The following is an 18,583-nucleotide window of genomic DNA, read 5'->3' as shown; positions in this document are numbered from 1 at the left end:
CCGCGACGGTTGCGCCGCGTCTGGGCTCTTGGTGTGCGAAGGAGAACAAATGGCTGCTCATGTGAGTCCGCTGGCCGGCAAAACCATCGATCCGTCCCTGCTGGTCAACGTGCCTCGGCTGGTGACGGCCTATTTCGTCGGCAAGCCGGATCCCTCCATCCCCGCCCAGCGCGTCGCTTTCGGCACCTCCGGCCATCGCGGCTCCGCGCTCCACAATTCCTTCAACGAGGACCACATCCTCGCGGTCAGCCAGGCGATCTGCGATTACCGCAAGGGTGCCGGCATCGACGGCCCGCTCTTCATCGGCATCGACACCCATGCGCTGGCTGAACCAGCGCTGGTCAGCGCGCTGGAAGTCTTCGCCGCCAATGGCGTGCATGTGCGGATCGACCAGGACGACGGCTATACGCCGACGCCGGTGATCTCCCACGCTATCCTTACCTACAACAAGGGCCGCTCGTCCGGTCTGGCCGATGGCGTCGTGGTCACGCCGTCGCACAACCCGCCGGAAGACGGCGGCTTCAAATATAATCCGCCGAACGGTGGCCCGGCCGATACCGACATCACCGGTATCATGGAGAAAGCTGCCAACGGCTTCCTCGAGAACGACATGGCCGGCGTCAAGCGCATCCCGATAGCGCGTGCGCGCAAATCCGAATTCGTGAAGCGCTACGATTTCATCACGCCCTATGTGACCGACCTCGCCGATGTCGTCGACATGGAGGCGATCCGCGCATCAGGCGTCAAGATCGGCATCGATCCGCTCGGCGGCGCCGGTGTGCATTACTGGCAGCCGATCATCGAGCGATACAAGCTCGATGCGACCATCGTGAATACCGCGATCGATCCGACCTTTCGCTTCATGACGCTGGACTGGGACGGCAAGATCCGCATGGACTGTTCATCGCCCTATGCGATGGCCAAGCTCATCGGCATGCGCGACCGGTTCGATGTCGCTTTCGCCAACGACACCGATGCCGACCGTCATGGCATCGTCACCCGCACCGGCGGCTTGATGAATCCGAACCACTATCTCGCGGCGTCCATCGACTATCTGTTCGCGCACCGTCCGAACTGGCGCAAGGATGCGGCGGTGGGCAAGACCATCGTCTCCAGCGCCATCATCGATCGCGTGGTGAACAAGCTCGGCCGCCAACTGGTCGAGACGCCGGTCGGCTTCAAATGGTTCGTGAACGGTCTCGTCGATGGCTCGTTCGGCTTCGGCGGCGAGGAAAGCGCCGGCGCCTCGTTCCTGCGCAAGGGCGGCACGGTGTGGACCACCGACAAGGACGGACTTATTTTGGGCCTGCTCGCCGCCGAGATCACCGCGGTGACGAAAGAAAATCCGAGTCAGCGCTTCGAGAAGCTGACCGCCGAATTCGGCACGCCCTATTACGAGCGCATCGATGCCGCGGCGACGCCCGAGCAGAAGAACGTGCTGAAGAAGGTCACGCCGGAGCAGATCGGCATGACCGAGCTCGCCGGCGATGCCGTGACCAAGACCGAGAGCAAGGCGGCCGGCAACGACCAGTCCTTCGGTGGCATCAAGGTCTCGACCGCGAATGGCTGGTTCGCCGCGCGTCCGTCGGGCACGGAGGACGTTTACAAGATTTACGCCGAGAGCTTCCGCAGCGAGGATCACCTCAAGCAGATTCAGGGCGATGCGCAGGCGGCGATCTCGAAGGTGTTTGCGAAATAGCCTCACACGCAACCCCACACTCGTCGTTCCGGGGCGCGCGGCACGCGCGAACCCGGAACCTCATGGTGCTTGGCACGATCAGAGAGCCACAGGATGAGGTTCCGGGTTCGCTCGCAAGAGCGAGCGCCCCGGAACGACGAGTATGTTTCTCAATGCCCGCTCGTCCGCCACCGCAGCAGTCGCTGCTCGACCAGCGACATCGCCAGCGCGGTGACATAGCCGATCACGCCGAGCAGGATCACGCCGGCGAACAGATCCGCCGAACGAAACGCGCGCGCCGAGAGCAGCACCCAGTGGCCGAGGCCGTCGAGCCCCGCGAGGATTTCGCAGACCACCGCCAGGATCAGCGACACGGTCAGGCTCAGACGCATGCCGGAGATGATGTCGGGGCTCGCAGATGGCAGAGCTATCTTGAAGATCACCGCGAGGCGCGACATGTGCAGCGAGCGCGCGACCTCATAGAGACGCGGCTCTACTGCGCCGAAGCCGTGGACGGTCGCAAGCAGCATCGGCCAGATCGCGCCGAAAGCGATGACGAAGAGTGCCATGCCCTGGGTCAACCCGAACAGAGCGATGGCGACGGGAATGATCGCCGATACGGGCAGTGGCCGCAGGAACTCCAGCGACGGGGCGACATAGCTGCGCATCGCTTTCGATGAGCCGATCATGGCGCCGAGTGCGATGCCGACGACGGATGCGACCAGCCAGCCATAGAGCATGTGTTCGAGGGTGCCGATTGTCTTGTCCAGCAACGTGCCATTGCTGAAGCCGCGCATCAGCGCGGCCCATGCGCGATCGGGGCCGGGCAGGAACACCGGCGAGACCAGTTTCAGATTGGCGATCAGCTGCCACAGCGCGATCAGGCCTGCAGCAACAGCGAAGCTGGCAAGGCGCCAGAGGGTGAGTGTCCAGTTCATCGGACCTCTCCCGCCAGCGCTGCGGGACCAAACAGATGCTGCTGCGCTGCCAGCAATCCGGCATTGAGCGCATAGCCGATGAGGCCGATCCACAGCAGATAAGCGAGCATCAGATCCGGGCGCAATGCTTGCTGCGCAATCATGATTCCGGCACCGAGTCCGATGGGATTGATCGCGATTTCCACAGTGACGGCGACGATCAGAGCAATGCCGGCCGCCAGGCGAAAGGCGAGAAAGATGCGCGGCAGTGCCGCGGGAATGATGATCTTGCGGACGCGGTCGCCTGGCGACAGCCGCAGCGCGCGGGAGACTTCTATCAGTCGCGGCTCGATGCTGCGCACCGCAGCGCGGCTGAGGATCAGGATTGGCCACACACAGGCAAAGGCGACGATGACGATTTCCATGCGATAGCCGAAGCCGAGCGCGATCAGCGCGATCGGTAGCAGCGCGATGGAGGGGATCGGCCGCAGGGATTCGATGGTGACTTCCATCAGCCGATCCAGCGGCTGGAAGATACCGAGTGCAATTCCGAGGAGCAATCCGATGGCGCCGCCAACCACGAGGCCGGCAAAGGCCGAAGCCAATGTATCGCGTGTGGCTGACAGGATCGAGCCGTCGCCGAACGCCTGAAACAGCGCCAGCACCACGGCGCTTGGCGGCGCCAATGCATCGCTGTGGATATCGACAGAGCGCGCCCAGATTTCCAGCACGATGAGCAGGCTCATCGGAAGGATCGCCGCTTTCAGGCGCTCGGATCTCATGCTTCCGATGCCTTGATGAAGTCGAACAATTCGCGGCGCACGCGCAGGAATTCCGGGTTCTCGCGCGTGGTCAACTGATCGCGGGGGCGCGGCAGGTTGATCTTGAGATCGATGCCGATGCGGCCGGGATGCGGCAGCAGGCCGACCACGCGGTCGCCCAGATAAATGGCTTCTTCGAGATCGTGAGTAACGAAAATCACCGTGGCCTTGCTGGCATCGAGCAGTGACAGGACCTCGTCCTGCAGACCCTGCCGCGTCATGGCATCGAGCGCGCCGAACGGCTCGTCCATCAGCAGCGCTTTCGGTTCCTGCGCCAGACATCGCGCGATCTGCAACCGTTGCTGCATGCCGCCGGACATCTCCGCGGGATATTTCCAGGCGTGATGGGGCAGGCCGACTTTCTTCAGCAACTCGTCGATGCGGGCCGAGCGCTGGGCCTTGGGCATGCCGATGGTTTCCAGCGCCAGCGCGACATTTCCGGCGGCGGTGCGCCATGGCAGCAGTGCCTTGCCGTAATCCTGAAACACGATGGCGACATCGCGCCGCGGCGCACGCATGGGCTCGCCGTCGAAGCTGACGTGTCCGGATGTCGGTTGGTACAGGCCGGCGGCGAGGCGAAGCGCCGTGGTCTTGCCGCAGCCGGAGGCGCCGATGATGCAGAGGAACTCGCCGGGCTTCACGTCGAGGCTAACGTTTTCGATGATCGTCTTGCCGCCGAGATCCAGCGTGACATGGGAAAACGCGATCTGCGACTTTTCGGGTTGGGCCGACGGCATGTCTTTGCGAAGGGCAATGGATGTCATCGCGCTCAATCTCCCTGTCCGGGTGGATAGACGAAAGCGAGCGTCGAGTGCAGATGCGACGTCAGCATGGCCTGCGCAGGACCGGTTTCGCGCGCCAGCACGCGATCGGCCAGAAGCTGATGGGCGGCGACAAAGCGGCTGCCGCTGTCGAAGCCGCGCATCATCACCCTGCGGTAGCGATAGGCCTGATCGTAAAGCTCCGAATGCGCCGAGAGCAGGCGCTTCGAATTGCAGGCTGCCAGCAATGCGGTGTGAAACCCCTTATGGAGCTTGTCGAAATCCGGCGCGCCTTCGCGGAATTCATCGCCGGTCCGTTCGATATGCCTGCGCATCTGGTGAAGCGAACTGATGATGCCAGCCTCCCAGGCATCGTCGCCATGTTCGATGGCCAGCCGCAGCGCCTCCATCTCCACCACGCTACGCATCCGTGTGATGTCGGCCAGATCCTCCCGGCTGATGTCGGCGACGCGAAAACCGCGCTGGCCGATACCGATAATCAGGCCGCGTGAGATCAGGCGCGACAGTCCTTCGCGCATCGGCGTGGCGCCGATCTCGTAACGCTGCACCAGATCGACGATGCCAAGCCGCGTGCCCGGGGCGAGATTGCCGGCAATGATGTCATGCTGAAGCAGTGTCGCTGCACGCTCGCTCAGCGTATCCGAGCCGGATACGTCGATTGTACTGCTAAGGGGCTGGCCCGCCATTCAGTTTGCCCTATTTCAGAATCAGTTTGTTGAGATCGAGTTTGGTCTCCAGCATTTTCTGCGAGGACATGACGTCGATCCACCATGCCAGTTGCTCGGGCTTCAGTGCCGGCTCCGACTTGTTCGGCGGCGATGCCTTCACCAGTTCGATGGTCTGTTTGGTGAATTTGGCAATTGCGGCCGAGGTCTTGTCTTTGTCGCTGTTCACGATCGCCGCACCTTCGGCGATGGCAGCGCGAAATTTCCTGATGGTGTCGGGATTCTTCTCGGCCCATTCGCGCGACGCTGCGTAGAAGATGATCGGCTCTGTGCGCTCGAGCTCCGACGCGTAGCGCGCGCCGATGCTGCCGCTCCCGGCCGCCAGCATGCGCGATACCGTGGGCTCGGCGGTCAGCACGGCATCAACACCTCCGGACTTGATGATGTCCGGCATGGTCGGGAAGGTCACTTCGACGAAATTGACCTTCTTGGGATCGACACCCTTGTCGACCAGCCATTTAACGAACAGCACGTGAAGAAACGCACCGAGGCCCGGTGCGCCGACCTTCTTGCCGACGAAATCCTTCGGCTCCTTGATGGTGATGCCGTTACGCACGAAGGCGGTGATATTGGCGTTCGATGTCGGGCTCATCACCGTTGCGCCGGCAACCGCGACGAGGTCGAGGCCGCCGTCGGCAGCCTGCAGGAAGACGGTGGAGGTCGGGCCGCCGATCTGGATCGAGCCGGACAGAATGGCCGCCGGTATATTGGAGTTGATACCGATGGGGATCATCTCGGCATCGAGCCCGTGCTTCTTGAAGATGCCTTCATCGACCGCGACCATGGCCGAGGCGCAGTCCGTTGTTGCAGTGCAACCGATCTGGAGCTTGGTCTGGGCATGCGCGGTGCCCGTCACAGCGAGCGTGGCCAATAGGGCTGCCACCGTCCACCTGGTCATGGTCGTCTCCCTCACCCGAGCATTTTTCGATCGTGAAGCAATCTTTGCGATCGCCTCTTGTTTATCGATATTTTTTTTGATCATATATTTTATCGAAGAACAAAAGCAAGTGGGAGACGCCAGTGAAGCTCGCGACATTTCGTGCCGGCGGCCAGCAGGATGGCCAAGCCAGGGTCGGTATCGTTCACGCCAACGATACCAAGCTGTTCGATCTCGCCAGCGCCGCGGCCCGCGATGGAGGCAATCCGGCCTTCGACTCGATGCTGGCGCTGATCGATGCCGGTGAGGCTGCACTCGATGCGGCGCGCAGTGCCTTCGAGAAACACGGCAGTGACGCAACGCTATCCGTGAATGTCGCCGGCACGGACATTCTCGCACCACTACCCGAGCCGCGGCAGATGCGCGATGGCATGTCGTTTCCGCTGCATATCCGGCAGTCGCCGCGTGGCCAGTTGAAGCTGGCTGCCCGTGCGAAGGGTGACATGGAAGAACTGGCACGGCTCGAAGCCGAGCCACTCGGCGAATTGCCCGAAGTCTATCGCCGCCAGCCGATCTACTACATCACCAACCGCTTCAGCGTACGCGGTACGAATACGACGGTGAAGTGGCCGCGCTACAGCAAGGTCATGGACTACGAACTCGAATTCGGCATCGTCACCAAGAACAAGGGCGCGAATATTTCCGCGGCCAAGGCGAAGGATCACATCTTCGGCTACACCATCTTCAACGATTTCTCGGCCCGCGACGCGCAGCGGCTCGAGATGGAAGGCCGCCTCGGCCCGGCCAAGGGCAAGAGTTTCGATGGCGGCAACGTGCTGGGGCCGTGGATCGTCACGCCTGACGAGATCGGCGATCCCTACAGACTGAAGATGGAATGCCGCGTCAACGGCAAGGTGCGTTCGTCCTCGACCAGCGAGGGCATGCTGTTCTCCTTCGAGGAGATCATCGCCCATGTGACGCAGGACGAGACGCTGATGCCCGGCGAATTCATCGGCTCCGGCACCGTCGGCAACGGCTGCGGCCTCGAACTCGGCTGGTATCTCGAACACAATGACGAGATCGAGCTCGAGGTCGAGAAGATCGGCGTGTTGAAGAACAAGGTGGTGCGGCAGGATATGTAACGCACATGCCTCTCCACGTCATTGCGAGGAGCGAAGCGACGCGGCAATCCAGAAGCAACAAGCGCAGACTGGATTGCTTCGTCGCAAGGGCTCCTCGCAATGACGACCGATAGGATCAAACAAAAAACGAAAATCGAGGAAATCCCATGCCCCGTCGCCTCATCGACATTTCCGTTCCCCTGCAGAATGACGTCCCCGCCGATCCGCCGGGCAATCATCCCACCATCAATTATGTCGATCACCAGCAGGGCCTGCCGCGGATGCTGCAGTTTTTCGACGGGCTGAAGGCCGAGGATCTGCCGGACGGGCAGGGCTGGGCGGTGGAGCTGGTGCAGCTCTCGACCCATAACGGCACGCATCTCGATGCGCCCTATCATTTCCATCCCACCATGAATCGCGGCGAGCGGTCATGGACCATTGACGAAGTGCCGCTGGACTGGTGTTTGCAGCCCGGCGTGAAGCTCGACTTCCGGCATTTCCCCGATGGCTATGTCGCGACGGCCAAGGACGTTGAAGAAGAACTCAAGCGCATCGGCCATACGTTGAGCCCGCTGGAGATCGTCGTCGTCAACACGTCTGCCGGCGTCAAATACGGTCAGCAGGACTACGTCATCTCCGGCTGCGGCATGGGCTATGAGGCCACCATGTATCTGCTGGAGCGCGGCGTGCGCCTCACCGGCATCGATGGCTGGAGCTGGGATGCGCCGTTCGTCTACACCGCAAAGAAATATGCCGAGACGAAAGATGCCAGCCTGATCTGGGAAGGCCACAAGGCCGGCCGCCATATAGGCTATTGCCATCTCGAGAAGCTCCACAATCTCGAACAGCTGCCGTCCACCGGTTTCATGGTGTCGTGTTTCCCGGTGAAGATTGAGAAGGCATCGGCTGGGTGGACAAGGGCGGTAGCGATTATTGATTGACGCGAACTGCCCGGGCCCTTGCTCGGAGATGTACTGACAGACTCCGTTCTCTCACAACGTCATGGCCGGGCTTGTCCCGGCCATCCACGTCTTGGCAGCGTGTGCAAAAGACGTGGATGCCCGGGACAAGCCCGGGCATGACGGCGTGTTAAACGGCCGCTTCATGCCCGAAATAGGCCCGCTCCAGCCGCTGAGGCAGGTTCGCTTCCGTTGTCGCAGCTTCGAGCACGATCCGTCCCTGCGACAGCGCATAGACGCGGTTGGCCGCAGCGAGCGCTTTCTCCACCAACTGCTCCACCAGCAGCACCGCAGTGCCCTGTTTCTGCAATTGCGCGATCACCGTCAGCACGCGGTCGACCAGTACCGGCGAGAGGCCTGCAGAGGGCTCGTCGAGCATCAGCAGCCGCGGCCGTCGCACGAGGCCCTGTGCCACCACCAGCATCTGCTGTTGTCCGCCCGAGAGTGACGCTCCGCGCTCATTGCGCTTCTCGGCAATCTCCGGAAAGAACGACAGCGCCTCATCGACACGCGCGTTGCGTTCGCCGCGCGGTAGGTCGTAGGCCGCGAGCAGCAGGTTTTCGGTCACGGTCTGCTGCGTGAACACGCGGTGGCCCTCGATCACATGCACCAGTCCGGCGCGCGCCGCCTCGCGCGGCGTGCCGTTGCTGATGTCGCGGCCATCGAAGCGAACGCTCGCCGCATTGACCGGCAGCAGGCCGGAGATGGCGCGCAACAACGTCGATTTGCCGGCGCCGTTGGGGCCGAGCAATGTCACCACTTCGCCGGCGGCGATATGCAGGTCGATGCCATGGAGCACGCGGATCTTGCCGTAGCCGGATTCCAGCGCGGTGACTCTGAGCAGCGGTTCAGCCTCCGAGGTAAGCACTGACGACCTCCTTGTGAACGCGGATTTCCGCCGGCGTACCGGCGGCGAGGATCTTGCCGAGGTTCAACACCGTGACCTGATCGCAGATGTCGAAGATCAGGTCGGCGTGATGTTCGACCAGCAGCACGCCGGTGCCGCGGCGGCTGATCGCCTTGATCAGTGCGCCCAGCCTCGTGATCTCGTCGCTGGAGAGGCCTGCGGCGGGTTCGTCCAGCAGCAGGAAGTCCGGCTGCAGCATCAAGGCGCGGGCGATTTCGATGAAGCGCAGCTCGCTGTGTTGCAGGCGATCGGCGCGGACATCGGCCAGCGCCTCCAGCCCGACGACGCCGAGCATCGCACGCGCCTGTGCGGTGAGCTTGCGTTCGTCGCGATGATGCCGTGGCAGCGACAGCAGCGCCTCGGCGAATGTCGCTTCGCCCTCGATGGTGCCGCCGACCATCACATTCTCAAGCACCGAGGCTTCGCCGATCACGCGCGGCGTCTGGAAGGTGCGGGCGATGCCTTTGCCGGCGCGCAGTTCCGGCATGCCCGGTGGTAGCGCGTCATCGCCGAGCGTGATGGTGCCGCCTTTTGCGGCGTAGTAGCCGGAGATCACGTTCAGCGTCGTGGTCTTGCCGGAGCCATTGGGCCCGATCAGGCCGTGGATCTGGCCGGGCTTCACATCGAGATCGAGGCCGTCGATGGCCCGGACATTGCCGAAGGTGAGGACGACTTCGCGCAGTGTCAGCGTCTTGGTGGTGGCCGTCTTGCGCAGCACTTCGGAGAGTCCCGCGATGCGCGGCACGATGGCGCGGTTGCTGGCGAGCGGACGGCGGCTCTTGAAATCCAGCAGCGCCGCGATGCCGCCGGGCATCACCAGCACGATGAGCAACAGTAGCACCGCATAGAGAAAGGTCGACCACGCCGCGAGCGGTGCGGCGATCTCCGGCAGGATGGTGAGGATGATGGTGCCGAGCATCGGACCGAGGATCGAGCCGCGGCCGCCGATCAGGATGGCGATGAAAAACAGCACCGAGAGGTCGAAGGTGAACGCGTCCGGCGTGATATAGGTCTGCAGGCTGGCGAACAGCCCACCGGCAAAGGCCGCCATGGCGCCGGCCAGCAGGAAGATCGACACCAGCAGCTTCGGCTTGGAAATGCCGGTGGCTTCCGCCGCCACATCCGCATCGCGGATCGCAATCAGCGCGCGGCCGAATCGGCTATAGGCGATATTGGCGCTGAGCCATGTCGCCACCGACGCGAAGCCGATGCACAGATAGTAAAAGCCCCATGGCGTGTTGAACGGCGCGGAGAATTCCGGACCGACGATGCCGATGCCGCCGCCGGTCACGCTCTGCCAGGCCAGCGCGATCTGCGTGACGATGGTGGCGAATCCGAGCGTGGTCATGGCGAAGTAGAAGGTGCGCAGCCGCATCGCCGGCAGGCCGACAATGACGCCGAACACCGCGCCGACGCAGCTTGCGATGATCAGCGCGCCATAGATCGGCACCGGCGGCAGCACATTGCCGGCGGCGAGCACGCTGGTCGTGTAGGCACCCAGCGTCAGCAGTGCCACATAGCCGATGGCGAGATGGCCGGCGAAGCCGACCACGAGATTGAGTCCGGCCACCAGCACCCAGTAGATCGCCGCGCGGGTGCCGATCAGCGCCCAGTAGTCGTTGCTGACGAAGGGCAGGATCATCGCCAGCGCGAACACGCCGAGGAACGGCAGCAGTGCCGGCAATACGGAGTGTCTGGTCGTGGTCTCGCGCGATGTCGGAATATCGGTGATCGTCGTCATCACACCCTCCGCGCCGTTGCGGAGCCGAACAGGCCCGAGGGCGCTGCCAGCAACACGATGATGAAGATCGCGAACACCGCGACCGACGAGAAGATGCCGCCGACCAGGAAATTCGCCGCCTGCTGGAACAGGCCGAGCGCGAGGCCGCCGATCAGCGCGCCGCGATTGTTGCCGAGGCCGCCGAGCGCAACGGGCACGAAGCCGTAGAAATTAAGCAGCGCGCCATTGGCGAAGAAGGCCAGCATCAGTTCGCCGCCGGCAAAGCCCGCGACGCCGCCGATCACGCCGGCGAGGGCATAGCTCGCCACGCGCAGGTTACGCTCCGGCAGGCCGAGCGCACGCGCCGCAAAGTTGTCTTCCGCGATGGCCATGAAGGCGTGGCCCACCAGCGTGCGGCGATAGAGATATTCGAGGCCCAAGATGGTGAGGCCGCAGGCCACCACCGGCAGCCAGAATTTTTCGTCCCAGACGCCGGTGCCGAGGCCGACGATGCGCGGGAAGGGCTGCGGCTCGGTGCCCCATTTGATCGCCGTGACTTGCTGGATCATCAATGCGAGCGCCAGCGTCGACAGTACATAGAGATGCTGTTCGAGGCTTTTCAGCACCGGCCGCACCGCGACGAATTCGGTAATGACGCCGATGATCGCGCAGGCGATTAAAGTGAGGGCGAAGCCGACCAAAGTCGGCATCCCCATTTTCAGCATGAACAGCGAGCCGAACACCCCGCCGAGCATGGCCAGCTGTCCGGCGGTGAAGCTCATCACCCGCGAGGTCGAGAACATCGTGTTGTAGGTGATGCCGACGAGCGCATAGATTGCGCCCGCCGCGAGGCCTGAAGCTATGATCGAGCCGAGCATGTGTATCGTCCTCGCGCCGGCTTACGAGTAGCCGGGGGCGAGGGCGAAGGTGCCGTTCTTGGCGGAACGCGCTTCCGACATGACGATCTCGTCGGTCGGATAGCCGTTATGCTGGGTGGGCGAGAACGAGTAGTTGCCGAAATAGCCGGGATATTTCGACAGCGAGTTCCAGTATTTGACGATGCCCTCGCTGTCGGTCGATCCGCTGGCCTCGACAGCCCTGGCGATCAGCTCGACCGCGTCGATGCCGCCCGCAATCCACCACAGCAGCGTGTCGTTCAGCGGCACCTTGGCCTTGTTCAGGCGATCGACGAGATCCTGACTCTTCGGCGGCAGTTTGCCGGCTGAATCGTAACTGCAGCTCTTGTAGCCAATGGCGTAGACCTTCTCCCAGTTGGCGGGCTTCTCGATCAGGCTGGCGAGTTCGCCGGATGCCAGCGAGGGATGGCCGACAAAGGCAACGTCCCAGTTCATCGACGCGCGGGTGTTGAACATGCGCGCTTCCATGCCGGTGGACACACTCCACACCACGATGACCTGCGCAGCGGCATTCTTGGCGCGCAGCATGTCCGGCGTCATGTCGGGCTGTGTCGCGTCGATATTGGCGCTGTAGACGACATCCGCGCCGTCTTTCTTGAAGGCCTCGACCGAGGCTTTCACCGCGGTGACGCCGTAGCCGGTGGTGTCGCCGATCACGGCGATCTTGCTGACTTTCAGCACCTTGAGACAGTAGTTCCTGACAGCGTCGTCCCACTGGCCGTTGGATGGCGCGATGCGGAATGCGGCGGGGAATTTCGCGGGATCAATCAGCGTATCGACGACGCAAGGATGCAGGTCGGGCATCTTGGCGCGCGCCATCAATGGCGTCGTGGCCAGTGCCTCGCCGGAATTCACCGGCCCCCAGATCGCATGGACCTTGGCCTGGCTGATCAGTTCCTGGGTGGCGTTAACGGCCTTGGTCGGATCGCCTTGGGTGTCGCGGGTGATGATCTCGATCTTGCGGCCCTTGACGCCGCCGGCGGCATTGATGGCCTCCGTGGCAAATGTGACGCCGCGGTTGAAGCCGACGGTTGGCGCCGAACTCGGTCCGGTCATGGCGGCGAGCCAGCCGATCTTGATCGGTTCGGACGATTGCGCAATGGCGGGACGTGCGAGTGGAAAGCTTGCTGCGCCGAGTGCGCCGGCGCCGCCCAATAGAATACCACGACGAGAAATGCTCATCTTGACTTCCTCCCTGTGTTTTTCCCTTTGCGGTGCCTGTCATTGATGCAGGCATCCGTTTCGTCCGCCCGGTCGTTGCCGGATCATGTGTGTGATATCGTTGGTCGGTCAGATACTCCGGATCGTCATGACATATGCCGATGTTGCGCAGTGGCAGAGCGCGACGCGCAGATCCATCTCCATCGCCTCAGGCTGACCTGTCGCGGTGGCTTTGGCAATCGGCTTGTGATCTTTGACGATGGCAAGGACGTTGCCAAGGGCCTGGCTGTTGCAAGTCACACGGTGCTGCTCTGCAGTCCCGCTCGTCTGTTGCAACGCAATGATGCGCGGCCGCCGTCAGGTCGCGCTGAAGCCGCCATCTGCTGATAGCACATGGCCGACGATGTAGCCGGCATCGTCAGACGCGAGCCACACCACGGCTTCGGCGACTTCATGCGGCTGGCCCATACGCCGGATAGGCAGGCCGGCTGCGACGGCCGACATGTCGGCGATCCCCGAGGCGAGCATCATGTCGGTGACGACGCGCCCCGGTGCCACCGCATTGATGCGGATGCCGCGCGGCCCGCATTCCATCGCTGCCGAACGCATCAGTGAGATCACCGCGGCTTTCGAGGCAGAATACAGCGCAAGGCCGGGATTGGGATTGCGGATGCCGCTCACAGACGCATTGATGACGATGCGGCCGCCGCCATTCAGCTCCATGGCCTGGATCTGATGCTTCAGGCCGAGAAACACCGACCGGACATTGGCATCGAACACGGTGTCATAGACCGCCTCGGTCTGCTGCTCGATCGGCGCGCGCCGTTCCTGATAACCGGCATTGTTGAAGGCCACGTCGAGCCGTCCGAACCTGTCCATCACGCTCTTCACCAGACCGGCGACCTCGGCCTCCTCGGTTACGTCGGTGCGCACGAACAGCGTTTTGGCACCGAACCGGCCGCAGTCGTCGGCGGCGGCCTGTCCCTCGGCCTCGCGACGGCCTGCGATCACCACCGCAGCTGCGCCTTCCTGCGCCATCAGCAGCGCAGCCGCCCGGCCGATGCCGGTGCCGCCGCCGGTCACGAGGCAGATGCGTCCGGCCATGCGGTCGCGGGGGCGGAACTGGGCAGCGCTGGTTGTCATGATCATTCCTTGCACGGATCGTGCTAACACGGTCGTTATTCGTCGCCAGCAACATAGTTGTATCATGCAACTATCGTCAAGGAGCCTGCGATTGTCCGATATTGACGCCGATTTGATCGATCACATCCGCGCCGCGTCGCGTCTGATGGTGCGCGAACTCGGTTTCATGCAGGCAACGGTTGCAGCGACCGACTATCCGCCATCGGCGGTGCATACGCTGCTGGAGATCGGCGCGCGCGAGGCGATGACCGCGGTCGAATTATCGGCGTTTCTCGGCCTGGAGAAATCCAGCGTCAGCCGGATGATCCGCAAGCTGATCGACGCCGGCGAATTGAAGGAAGCCGCCAGTGCCGGCGACGGCCGCGTCAAGCGGCTGCTGCTGACGGCCAAGGGGCGGCGGACCCGCGAGGCGATCGAGGCCTATGGGCAGCGGCAGGTCACCAATGCCTTGCAGCAACTGGCCCCGGCCCAGCGTCAGAAGGTGGCCGAAGGTCTCGCGCTCTATGCCGAGGCACTGGAAGCGCATCGGCTGGCAGACGCACAGACGCCGGACCGGACATTGGCCAGGCGGTCTTGAACCGCTACAGTCGAATCCGGCACACTCGACCGGCTTGACCGGTTCGCATCGTGCAAAAGTAAGTCGTGCCAAAGCAAAAAGAAACAGGGATGGAATTATGCCGGGCCACAAGAAGACCCCCGATCAACTCCGCAGCGCACGCTGGTTCGCGCCGGACGACCTGCGTGCCTTCGGCCATCGCTCGCGCGCCATGCAGCAAGGCTATGCGCCGGTGGAGTGGGCCGGGCGTCCCGTCATCGCCATTCTCAATACCTGGTCGGAAGCGCAGCCGTGCCACATGCATTTCAAGACCCGCGTCGATGATGTGAAGCGCGGCATCCTGATGGCCGGCGGCTTCCCGATGGAGCTGCCGGCGCTGTCGCTGTCGGAGAGCTTCCTGAAGCCGACCACGATGCTCTATCGCAACATGCTGGCCATGGACGCCGAGGAACTGTTGCGCGGCCATCCCGTCGATGGCGTGGTGCTGATGGGCGGCTGCGACAAGACCACACCGGGTCTGCTGCTCGGCGCCACCAGCGCGGGCTATCCCGCGATCTATCTGCCGGCTGGCCCGATGCTGCGCGGCAACTGGAAGGGCAAGACGCTGGGCTCCGGCTCCGATGCCTGGAAATACTGGGACGAGCGCCGCGCCGGCAAGATCTCCGACAAGGAGTGGGTCGAGGTCGAGGGCGGCATCGCCAGAAGTTATGGCACATGCATGACCATGGGCACGGCCTCGACCATGACCGCGATTGCGGAATCCATCGGCATGACGCTGCCCGGCGCCTCGTCGATCCCCGCTGCAGACGCCGGTCACATCCGCATGGCCAGTGAATGCGGCCGTCGCATCGTCGAAATGGTGTGGGAAGATCTGACACCGCAGAAGATCCAGACGCGCAAGGCCTTCGAGAACGCGATCACCGTGGCGATGGCGATGGGCTGCTCGACCAATGCGATCATCCATCTGATCGCGCAGGCGCGCCGCGCCGGTCAGGATATCGGCCTCGACGATTTCGAGATCGCCAGCCGCAAGGTGCCGGTGATCGCCAATGTGCGCCCGTCCGGCGACACCTATCTGATGGAGGACTTCTTCTATGCGGGCGGTCTGCCGGGACTGATGAGCCGCATCAAGGAGCATCTGCATCTCGACGTGATGACCGTCACCGGCAAGACGCTGGGCGAGAACATTGCCGGTGCCGAAGTCTATAACGACGACGTCATCCGAACGGTGAAGGACCCGATCTATGCGGAGGGTGCGCTCGCGGTGCTGAAGGGCAACCTCGCGCCCGATGGCTGCGTCATCAAACCGTCAGCCTGCGAGCCGCGCTTCCTCAAGCATACTGGCCCGGCGATGGTGTTCGACGACTATCCCAGCATGAAGAAAGCGATCGATGACGAGAGCCTCGACGTCACAGCCGATCATGTGTTGATCCTGCGCAATGCGGGTCCGCAGGGCGGGCCGGGCATGCCGGAATGGGGCATGCTGCCGATCCCGAAGAAGCTGGTGAAGCAGGGCATCCGCGACATGGTGCGTCTGAGCGATGCACGCATGAGCGGCACCAGCTACGGCGCCTGCATCCTGCATGTGGCGCCGGAATCTTTCATCGGCGGCCCGCTGGCGCTGGTCGAGAATGGCGACATGATCACCCTCGACGTCGATGCCCGCACGATCAATCTCGACATCTCCGATGCCGAAATGGAAAAGCGCCGCGCGGCGTGGAAAGCCCCGGAGCGCAATTACGAACGCGGCTATGGCTGGATGTTCACCAAACATATCCAGCAGGCCAATGAAGGCTGCGACTTCGACTTCCTGCGCACCGACTTCGGCGCGCCGGTCAAAGAACCCGTGATTTATTGAGTGAGTGATCCCATGACCAAGCTCAGCGACGCGACCCGCGCCAAACTCAAGACCATCTCCACCGCCACCGTGGCCACCGCGCTCTACAAGCGCGGCTTCCGCAATCAGTGCATCCAGGATGTCCATCCGCTCGGACCGAACCAGCCGACACTGGTCGGCGAGGCCTTCACGCTGCGCTACATGCCGGCGCGCGAGGATCTCAACAAGCTCGACGTGTTCAGGGATCGCTCGCATCCCCAGCGCAAGGCTGTCGAGGATTGCCCGCCCGGTGCGGTGCTGGTGATGGACAGCCGCAAGGATGCGCGTGCGGCCTCCGCTGGCGCGATCCTGATCAACCGGCTGGCGCAGCGCGGCGTTGCCGGTGTCATCACCGATGGCGGCTTCCGCGACTCCGCCGAGATCGCCAAACTCGGCTTCCCCGCCTATCACCATCGTCCGAGCGCACCGACCAATCTGACGCTGCACCAGGCCATCGAGATCAACGGCCCGATCGGCTGCGGCGATGCGCCGGTGTTTCCCGGCGACGTGATCCTCGGCGACAGCGATGGCGTCATCGTCATCCCCGCGCATCTTGCCGACGAGATCGCCAACGAGGCCTTCGAGATGACCGCCTTCGAGGATTTCGTCACCGAACAGGTCCAGAAGGGGAAGGGCATCTTCGGGCTTTACCCCGCGACGGATGAGCAGACGCTGGTGGATTTCGCGGCGTGGCGGAAAGAGAAGGGGCGGTAGGGCGCGATCACGGCGTGCATCGCGTCAGGATGGAACCAGAGGCGGTTCTTGGCTTTGTCTTGGAGAGATGCGCCGGTGCGCATCATCCATCACTCAGCCGGAAAGAGACGCTATGCGCAGCCTCATCGTCGCGGTCGGACTGTCGCTGCTGGCGCAGGGCGCAGCCCTCGCCAAGGATTCCGACAAGCCGTCCAGGGCTTTCAATGCCGAGACGATCAATGCCGCCAATTTCACCGGCAAGCTGCCGCCCGACGAGAAGCTCAGCCCGCTGGCGGTGAAGCTCCAGGTGCTGCTCGACCGCGCGCATTTCTCGCCGGGCGAGATCGACGGGATGTTCGGCGACAATGTGGAGAAGGCGCTGCTGGCTTTCGCCGAGGCTAACAACCTGCCGCCCGGCAAGGTGCTGACACCGGAGATCTGGACCAAGTTACAGGCCGCGTCCTCCGAACCGGTCATGACCGATTACGTGCTGACCGAGAAAGACGTGAAGGGTCCATATCTCGACAAGCTTCCGGTCAAGATGGAAGAGATGAAATCGCTGAAGAAACTGGACTACACCAGCGCCCGCGAAGCCCTCGGCGAACGCTTCCATATGAGCCAGGATCTGCTCGAGACGCTCAATCCCAAAGCAAAGTTCGACAAGGTCGGTGAGACCATCACCATCGTCAAGCTCTCGGATCGCAAGCCCGACAAGGTCAGCCGCCTCGAGGTCGACAAGGTCCGCCAGACCGTGAAGGCCTTCGCCAAGGACGGCGCGTTGCTCGCCTTCTATGCCGCCAGTGTCGGCAGCGATGAGAAGCCGACGCCATCGGGTGCACTGAAAGTGACCTCGGTTCACGCCAACCCGGTCTATCGTTACGATCCGAAATACAAGTTCAAGGGCGTGGAATCGTCGAAGCCCTTCACCATCAATGGCGGCCCCAACAATCCCGTCGGTGCCATGTGGATCGGCCTGTCGGAGAAGAGTTATGGCATCCACGGCACGTCGGATCCGTCCCGCGTCAGCAAGAGCGATTCCCACGGCTGCGTGCGTCTGACCAACTGGGACGTGGAGCGCCTCGGTGCATCCGTGAAGAAGGGTGTGGAAGTCAGCTTCGTCGACGGCAAGCAGGCGGCGAAGTAGTGCGCGCGGTATTGCGCGTCCTCCTCGTCATTCCGGGGCGTGGGCGGCGCCAGCCGCACGCGAACCCGGAATCCCGGAGTGTTTTGCGCTGAACATGCTGGGATTCACCGCCACTCCAATTGGAGTGGCGGTGAATGACGGTGTGGGGCGGCAAGCCTGCACCAAACATTTTTTCCTATTCTCCGTTGACAACATCCCCATCGGGTTTATATTCCCCTTCGTCCTGCCCCACCGAGAGGGGCGATCGCGATCGTCACGTTCGCGGGGCAGGATGCGGTGGACGCCGGAGATGCGGCGTTACGCGGTTTGGGGGTGACGTCTGTCTTCGGGCAGGACGGATCTGCGCCAGCACTGCCACTGGCAAGGAGACGGCCGACCTTGGGATGGACAGAGCCCTGGACAGTGTGACGGACGACCAAATCGAAACGCGTTCGGCCAAGTGCTTTGCGGCTACCCTGTCCCTCCGCCCTGGGACATTAATTTTGGTGATGGGACCGTTCGCCATGGCAGATGTGCAAGCAACCGAAAAAACACCGCAGGCGGAACGTCGGGCACTTGCTCGGCGCCTCCGAAAGTCCTGATGCAC

17 protein-coding genes are annotated in these 18,583 nt (G+C 63.0%); 7 read left to right on the top strand and 10 right to left on the bottom strand.

Features of this window, described 5'->3' with window-relative positions; genetic code table 11:
• Positions 1-49: 49 nt before the first annotated feature.
• On the top strand, positions 50-1,699 hold the full coding sequence (pgm, locus tag AB8B02_RS20220; RefSeq protein ID WP_439065001.1) for a phosphoglucomutase (alpha-D-glucose-1,6-bisphosphate-dependent): 1,650 nt from the start codon (positions 50-52) through the stop codon (positions 1,697-1,699).
• A 149-nt stretch (positions 1,700-1,848) separates the two neighbouring features.
• On the opposite strand, the gene AB8B02_RS20215 is transcribed toward pgm, so the two are convergent.
• The 5 genes from AB8B02_RS20215 to AB8B02_RS20195 are packed head-to-tail and all read right to left on the bottom strand — an operon-like array spanning position 1,849 to position 5,821.
• Positions 1,849-2,616, bottom strand: coding sequence for an ABC transporter permease (locus tag AB8B02_RS20215; RefSeq protein ID WP_439065000.1), 768 nt, complete (start codon positions 2,614-2,616; stop codon positions 1,849-1,851).
• Positions 2,613-3,377, bottom strand: a complete 765-nt coding sequence (locus tag AB8B02_RS20210) for an ABC transporter permease (protein ID WP_439064999.1) — start codon at positions 3,375-3,377, stop codon at positions 2,613-2,615. Before AB8B02_RS20210 ends, AB8B02_RS20215 begins: the two co-directional genes overlap by 4 nt.
• Positions 3,374-4,180 carry an ABC transporter ATP-binding protein gene (locus tag AB8B02_RS20205; protein ID WP_439064998.1) on the bottom strand — a complete coding sequence of 269 codons (807 nt, stop codon included), beginning with the start codon at positions 4,178-4,180 and terminating at the stop codon, positions 3,374-3,376. Before AB8B02_RS20205 ends, AB8B02_RS20210 begins: the two co-directional genes overlap by 4 nt.
• A 5-nt stretch (positions 4,181-4,185) precedes the next feature.
• On the bottom strand, positions 4,186-4,884 hold the full coding sequence (locus AB8B02_RS20200) for a GntR family transcriptional regulator (protein WP_439064997.1): 699 nt from the start codon (positions 4,882-4,884) through the stop codon (positions 4,186-4,188).
• A gap of 10 nt (positions 4,885-4,894) precedes the next feature.
• On the bottom strand, positions 4,895-5,821 hold the full coding sequence (locus tag AB8B02_RS20195) for an ABC transporter substrate-binding protein (protein ID WP_439064996.1): 927 nt from the start codon (positions 5,819-5,821) through the stop codon (positions 4,895-4,897).
• A gap of 122 nt (positions 5,822-5,943) precedes the next feature.
• Between AB8B02_RS20195 and AB8B02_RS20190 the strand changes: the two genes are divergently transcribed.
• The gene (locus AB8B02_RS20190) at positions 5,944-6,942 is read left to right on the top strand and encodes a fumarylacetoacetate hydrolase family protein (protein WP_439064995.1); all 999 of its coding nucleotides are present in this window, start codon (positions 5,944-5,946) and stop codon (positions 6,940-6,942) included.
• Positions 6,943-7,088: 146 nt separating this feature from the next.
• Complete coding sequence (locus tag AB8B02_RS20185) at positions 7,089-7,862, top strand: cyclase family protein (protein WP_439064994.1); 774 nt, start codon at positions 7,089-7,091, stop codon at positions 7,860-7,862.
• Between the two features lie 148 nt (positions 7,863-8,010).
• Here AB8B02_RS20185 and AB8B02_RS20180 read toward each other — a convergent pair whose 3' ends face one another.
• From AB8B02_RS20180 to AB8B02_RS20160, 5 genes are all read right to left on the bottom strand, one after another.
• The gene (locus AB8B02_RS20180; protein ID WP_439064993.1) at positions 8,011-8,748 is read right to left on the bottom strand and encodes an ABC transporter ATP-binding protein; all 738 of its coding nucleotides are present in this window, start codon (positions 8,746-8,748) and stop codon (positions 8,011-8,013) included.
• Positions 8,729-10,528: a branched-chain amino acid ABC transporter ATP-binding protein/permease gene (locus AB8B02_RS20175; protein ID WP_439064992.1), complete on the bottom strand. Its 1,800-nt coding sequence runs from the start codon at positions 10,526-10,528 to the stop codon at positions 8,729-8,731. The genes AB8B02_RS20180 and AB8B02_RS20175 overlap by 20 nt, the downstream gene beginning before the upstream one ends.
• Positions 10,528-11,385 carry a branched-chain amino acid ABC transporter permease gene (locus AB8B02_RS20170; RefSeq protein WP_068734444.1) on the bottom strand — a complete coding sequence of 286 codons (858 nt, stop codon included), beginning with the start codon at positions 11,383-11,385 and terminating at the stop codon, positions 10,528-10,530. Before AB8B02_RS20170 ends, AB8B02_RS20175 begins: the two co-directional genes overlap by 1 nt.
• Before the next feature lie 21 nt (positions 11,386-11,406).
• Positions 11,407-12,606, bottom strand: coding sequence for an ABC transporter substrate-binding protein (locus AB8B02_RS20165; protein WP_089266254.1), 1,200 nt, complete (start codon positions 12,604-12,606; stop codon positions 11,407-11,409).
• Positions 12,607-12,942: 336 nt separating this feature from the next.
• The gene (locus AB8B02_RS20160) at positions 12,943-13,728 is read right to left on the bottom strand and encodes an SDR family NAD(P)-dependent oxidoreductase (RefSeq protein WP_320445445.1); all 786 of its coding nucleotides are present in this window, start codon (positions 13,726-13,728) and stop codon (positions 12,943-12,945) included.
• 91 nt (positions 13,729-13,819) lie between these two features.
• On the opposite strand from AB8B02_RS20160, the gene AB8B02_RS20155 reads away from it, so the two are divergent.
• The 4 genes from AB8B02_RS20155 (at position 13,820) to AB8B02_RS20140 (ending at position 17,997) form a co-directional block, all read left to right on the top strand.
• Entirely contained in the window at positions 13,820-14,305 is a 486-nt protein-coding gene (locus tag AB8B02_RS20155; RefSeq protein WP_374725612.1) for a MarR family winged helix-turn-helix transcriptional regulator, read from the top strand.
• Between the two features lie 97 nt (positions 14,306-14,402).
• On the top strand, positions 14,403-16,142 hold the full coding sequence (araD, locus tag AB8B02_RS20150; RefSeq protein ID WP_439064991.1) for an L-arabinonate dehydratase: 1,740 nt from the start codon (positions 14,403-14,405) through the stop codon (positions 16,140-16,142).
• A 12-nt stretch (positions 16,143-16,154) separates the two neighbouring features.
• A complete protein-coding gene (locus AB8B02_RS20145) occupies positions 16,155-16,874 on the top strand; it encodes a ribonuclease activity regulator RraA (RefSeq protein WP_089265949.1) in 720 nt (239 codons plus the stop codon).
• A 112-nt stretch (positions 16,875-16,986) separates the two neighbouring features.
• Positions 16,987-17,997, top strand: coding sequence for a L,D-transpeptidase family protein (locus tag AB8B02_RS20140; RefSeq protein ID WP_439064990.1), 1,011 nt, complete (start codon positions 16,987-16,989; stop codon positions 17,995-17,997).
• The last annotated feature ends 586 nt before the right edge of the window (positions 17,998-18,583 follow it).

Origin of the sequence: Tardiphaga sp. 862_B3_N4_1 (assembly GCF_051811085.1) — a bacterium.
In the GTDB taxonomy this organism is placed as follows: Bacteria; Pseudomonadota; Alphaproteobacteria; order Rhizobiales; family Xanthobacteraceae; genus Tardiphaga; species Tardiphaga robiniae.
Note: the sequence above shows the minus strand (reverse complement) of the source record. Positions and strands in the feature narration are given on the sequence as shown.

Excerpts from the sequence above, each read along its gene's own strand:
- pgm (WP_439065001.1), top strand. The coding sequence starts at position 50 with ATGGCTGCTCATGTGAGTCCGCTGGCCGGCAAAACCATCGATCCGTCC.
- AB8B02_RS20215 (WP_439065000.1), bottom strand. The coding sequence starts at position 2,616 with ATGAACTGGACACTCACCCTCTGGCGCCTTGCCAGCTTCGCTGTTGCT.
- AB8B02_RS20210 (WP_439064999.1), bottom strand. The coding sequence starts at position 3,377 with ATGAGATCCGAGCGCCTGAAAGCGGCGATCCTTCCGATGAGCCTGCTC.
- AB8B02_RS20205 (WP_439064998.1), bottom strand. The coding sequence starts at position 4,180 with ATGACATCCATTGCCCTTCGCAAAGACATGCCGTCGGCCCAACCCGAA.
- AB8B02_RS20200 (WP_439064997.1), bottom strand. The coding sequence starts at position 4,884 with ATGGCGGGCCAGCCCCTTAGCAGTACAATCGACGTATCCGGCTCGGAT.
- AB8B02_RS20195 (WP_439064996.1), bottom strand. The coding sequence starts at position 5,821 with ATGACCAGGTGGACGGTGGCAGCCCTATTGGCCACGCTCGCTGTGACG.
- AB8B02_RS20185 (WP_439064994.1), top strand. The coding sequence starts at position 7,089 with ATGCCCCGTCGCCTCATCGACATTTCCGTTCCCCTGCAGAATGACGTC.
- AB8B02_RS20175 (WP_439064992.1), bottom strand. The coding sequence starts at position 10,528 with ATGACGACGATCACCGATATTCCGACATCGCGCGAGACCACGACCAGA.
- AB8B02_RS20170 (WP_068734444.1), bottom strand. The coding sequence starts at position 11,385 with ATGCTCGGCTCGATCATAGCTTCAGGCCTCGCGGCGGGCGCAATCTAT.
- AB8B02_RS20165 (WP_089266254.1), bottom strand. The coding sequence starts at position 12,606 with ATGAGCATTTCTCGTCGTGGTATTCTATTGGGCGGCGCCGGCGCACTC.
- AB8B02_RS20160 (WP_320445445.1), bottom strand. The coding sequence starts at position 13,728 with ATGACAACCAGCGCTGCCCAGTTCCGCCCCCGCGACCGCATGGCCGGA.
- araD (WP_439064991.1), top strand. The coding sequence starts at position 14,403 with ATGCCGGGCCACAAGAAGACCCCCGATCAACTCCGCAGCGCACGCTGG.
- AB8B02_RS20145 (WP_089265949.1), top strand. The coding sequence starts at position 16,155 with ATGACCAAGCTCAGCGACGCGACCCGCGCCAAACTCAAGACCATCTCC.
- AB8B02_RS20140 (WP_439064990.1), top strand. The coding sequence starts at position 16,987 with ATGCGCAGCCTCATCGTCGCGGTCGGACTGTCGCTGCTGGCGCAGGGC.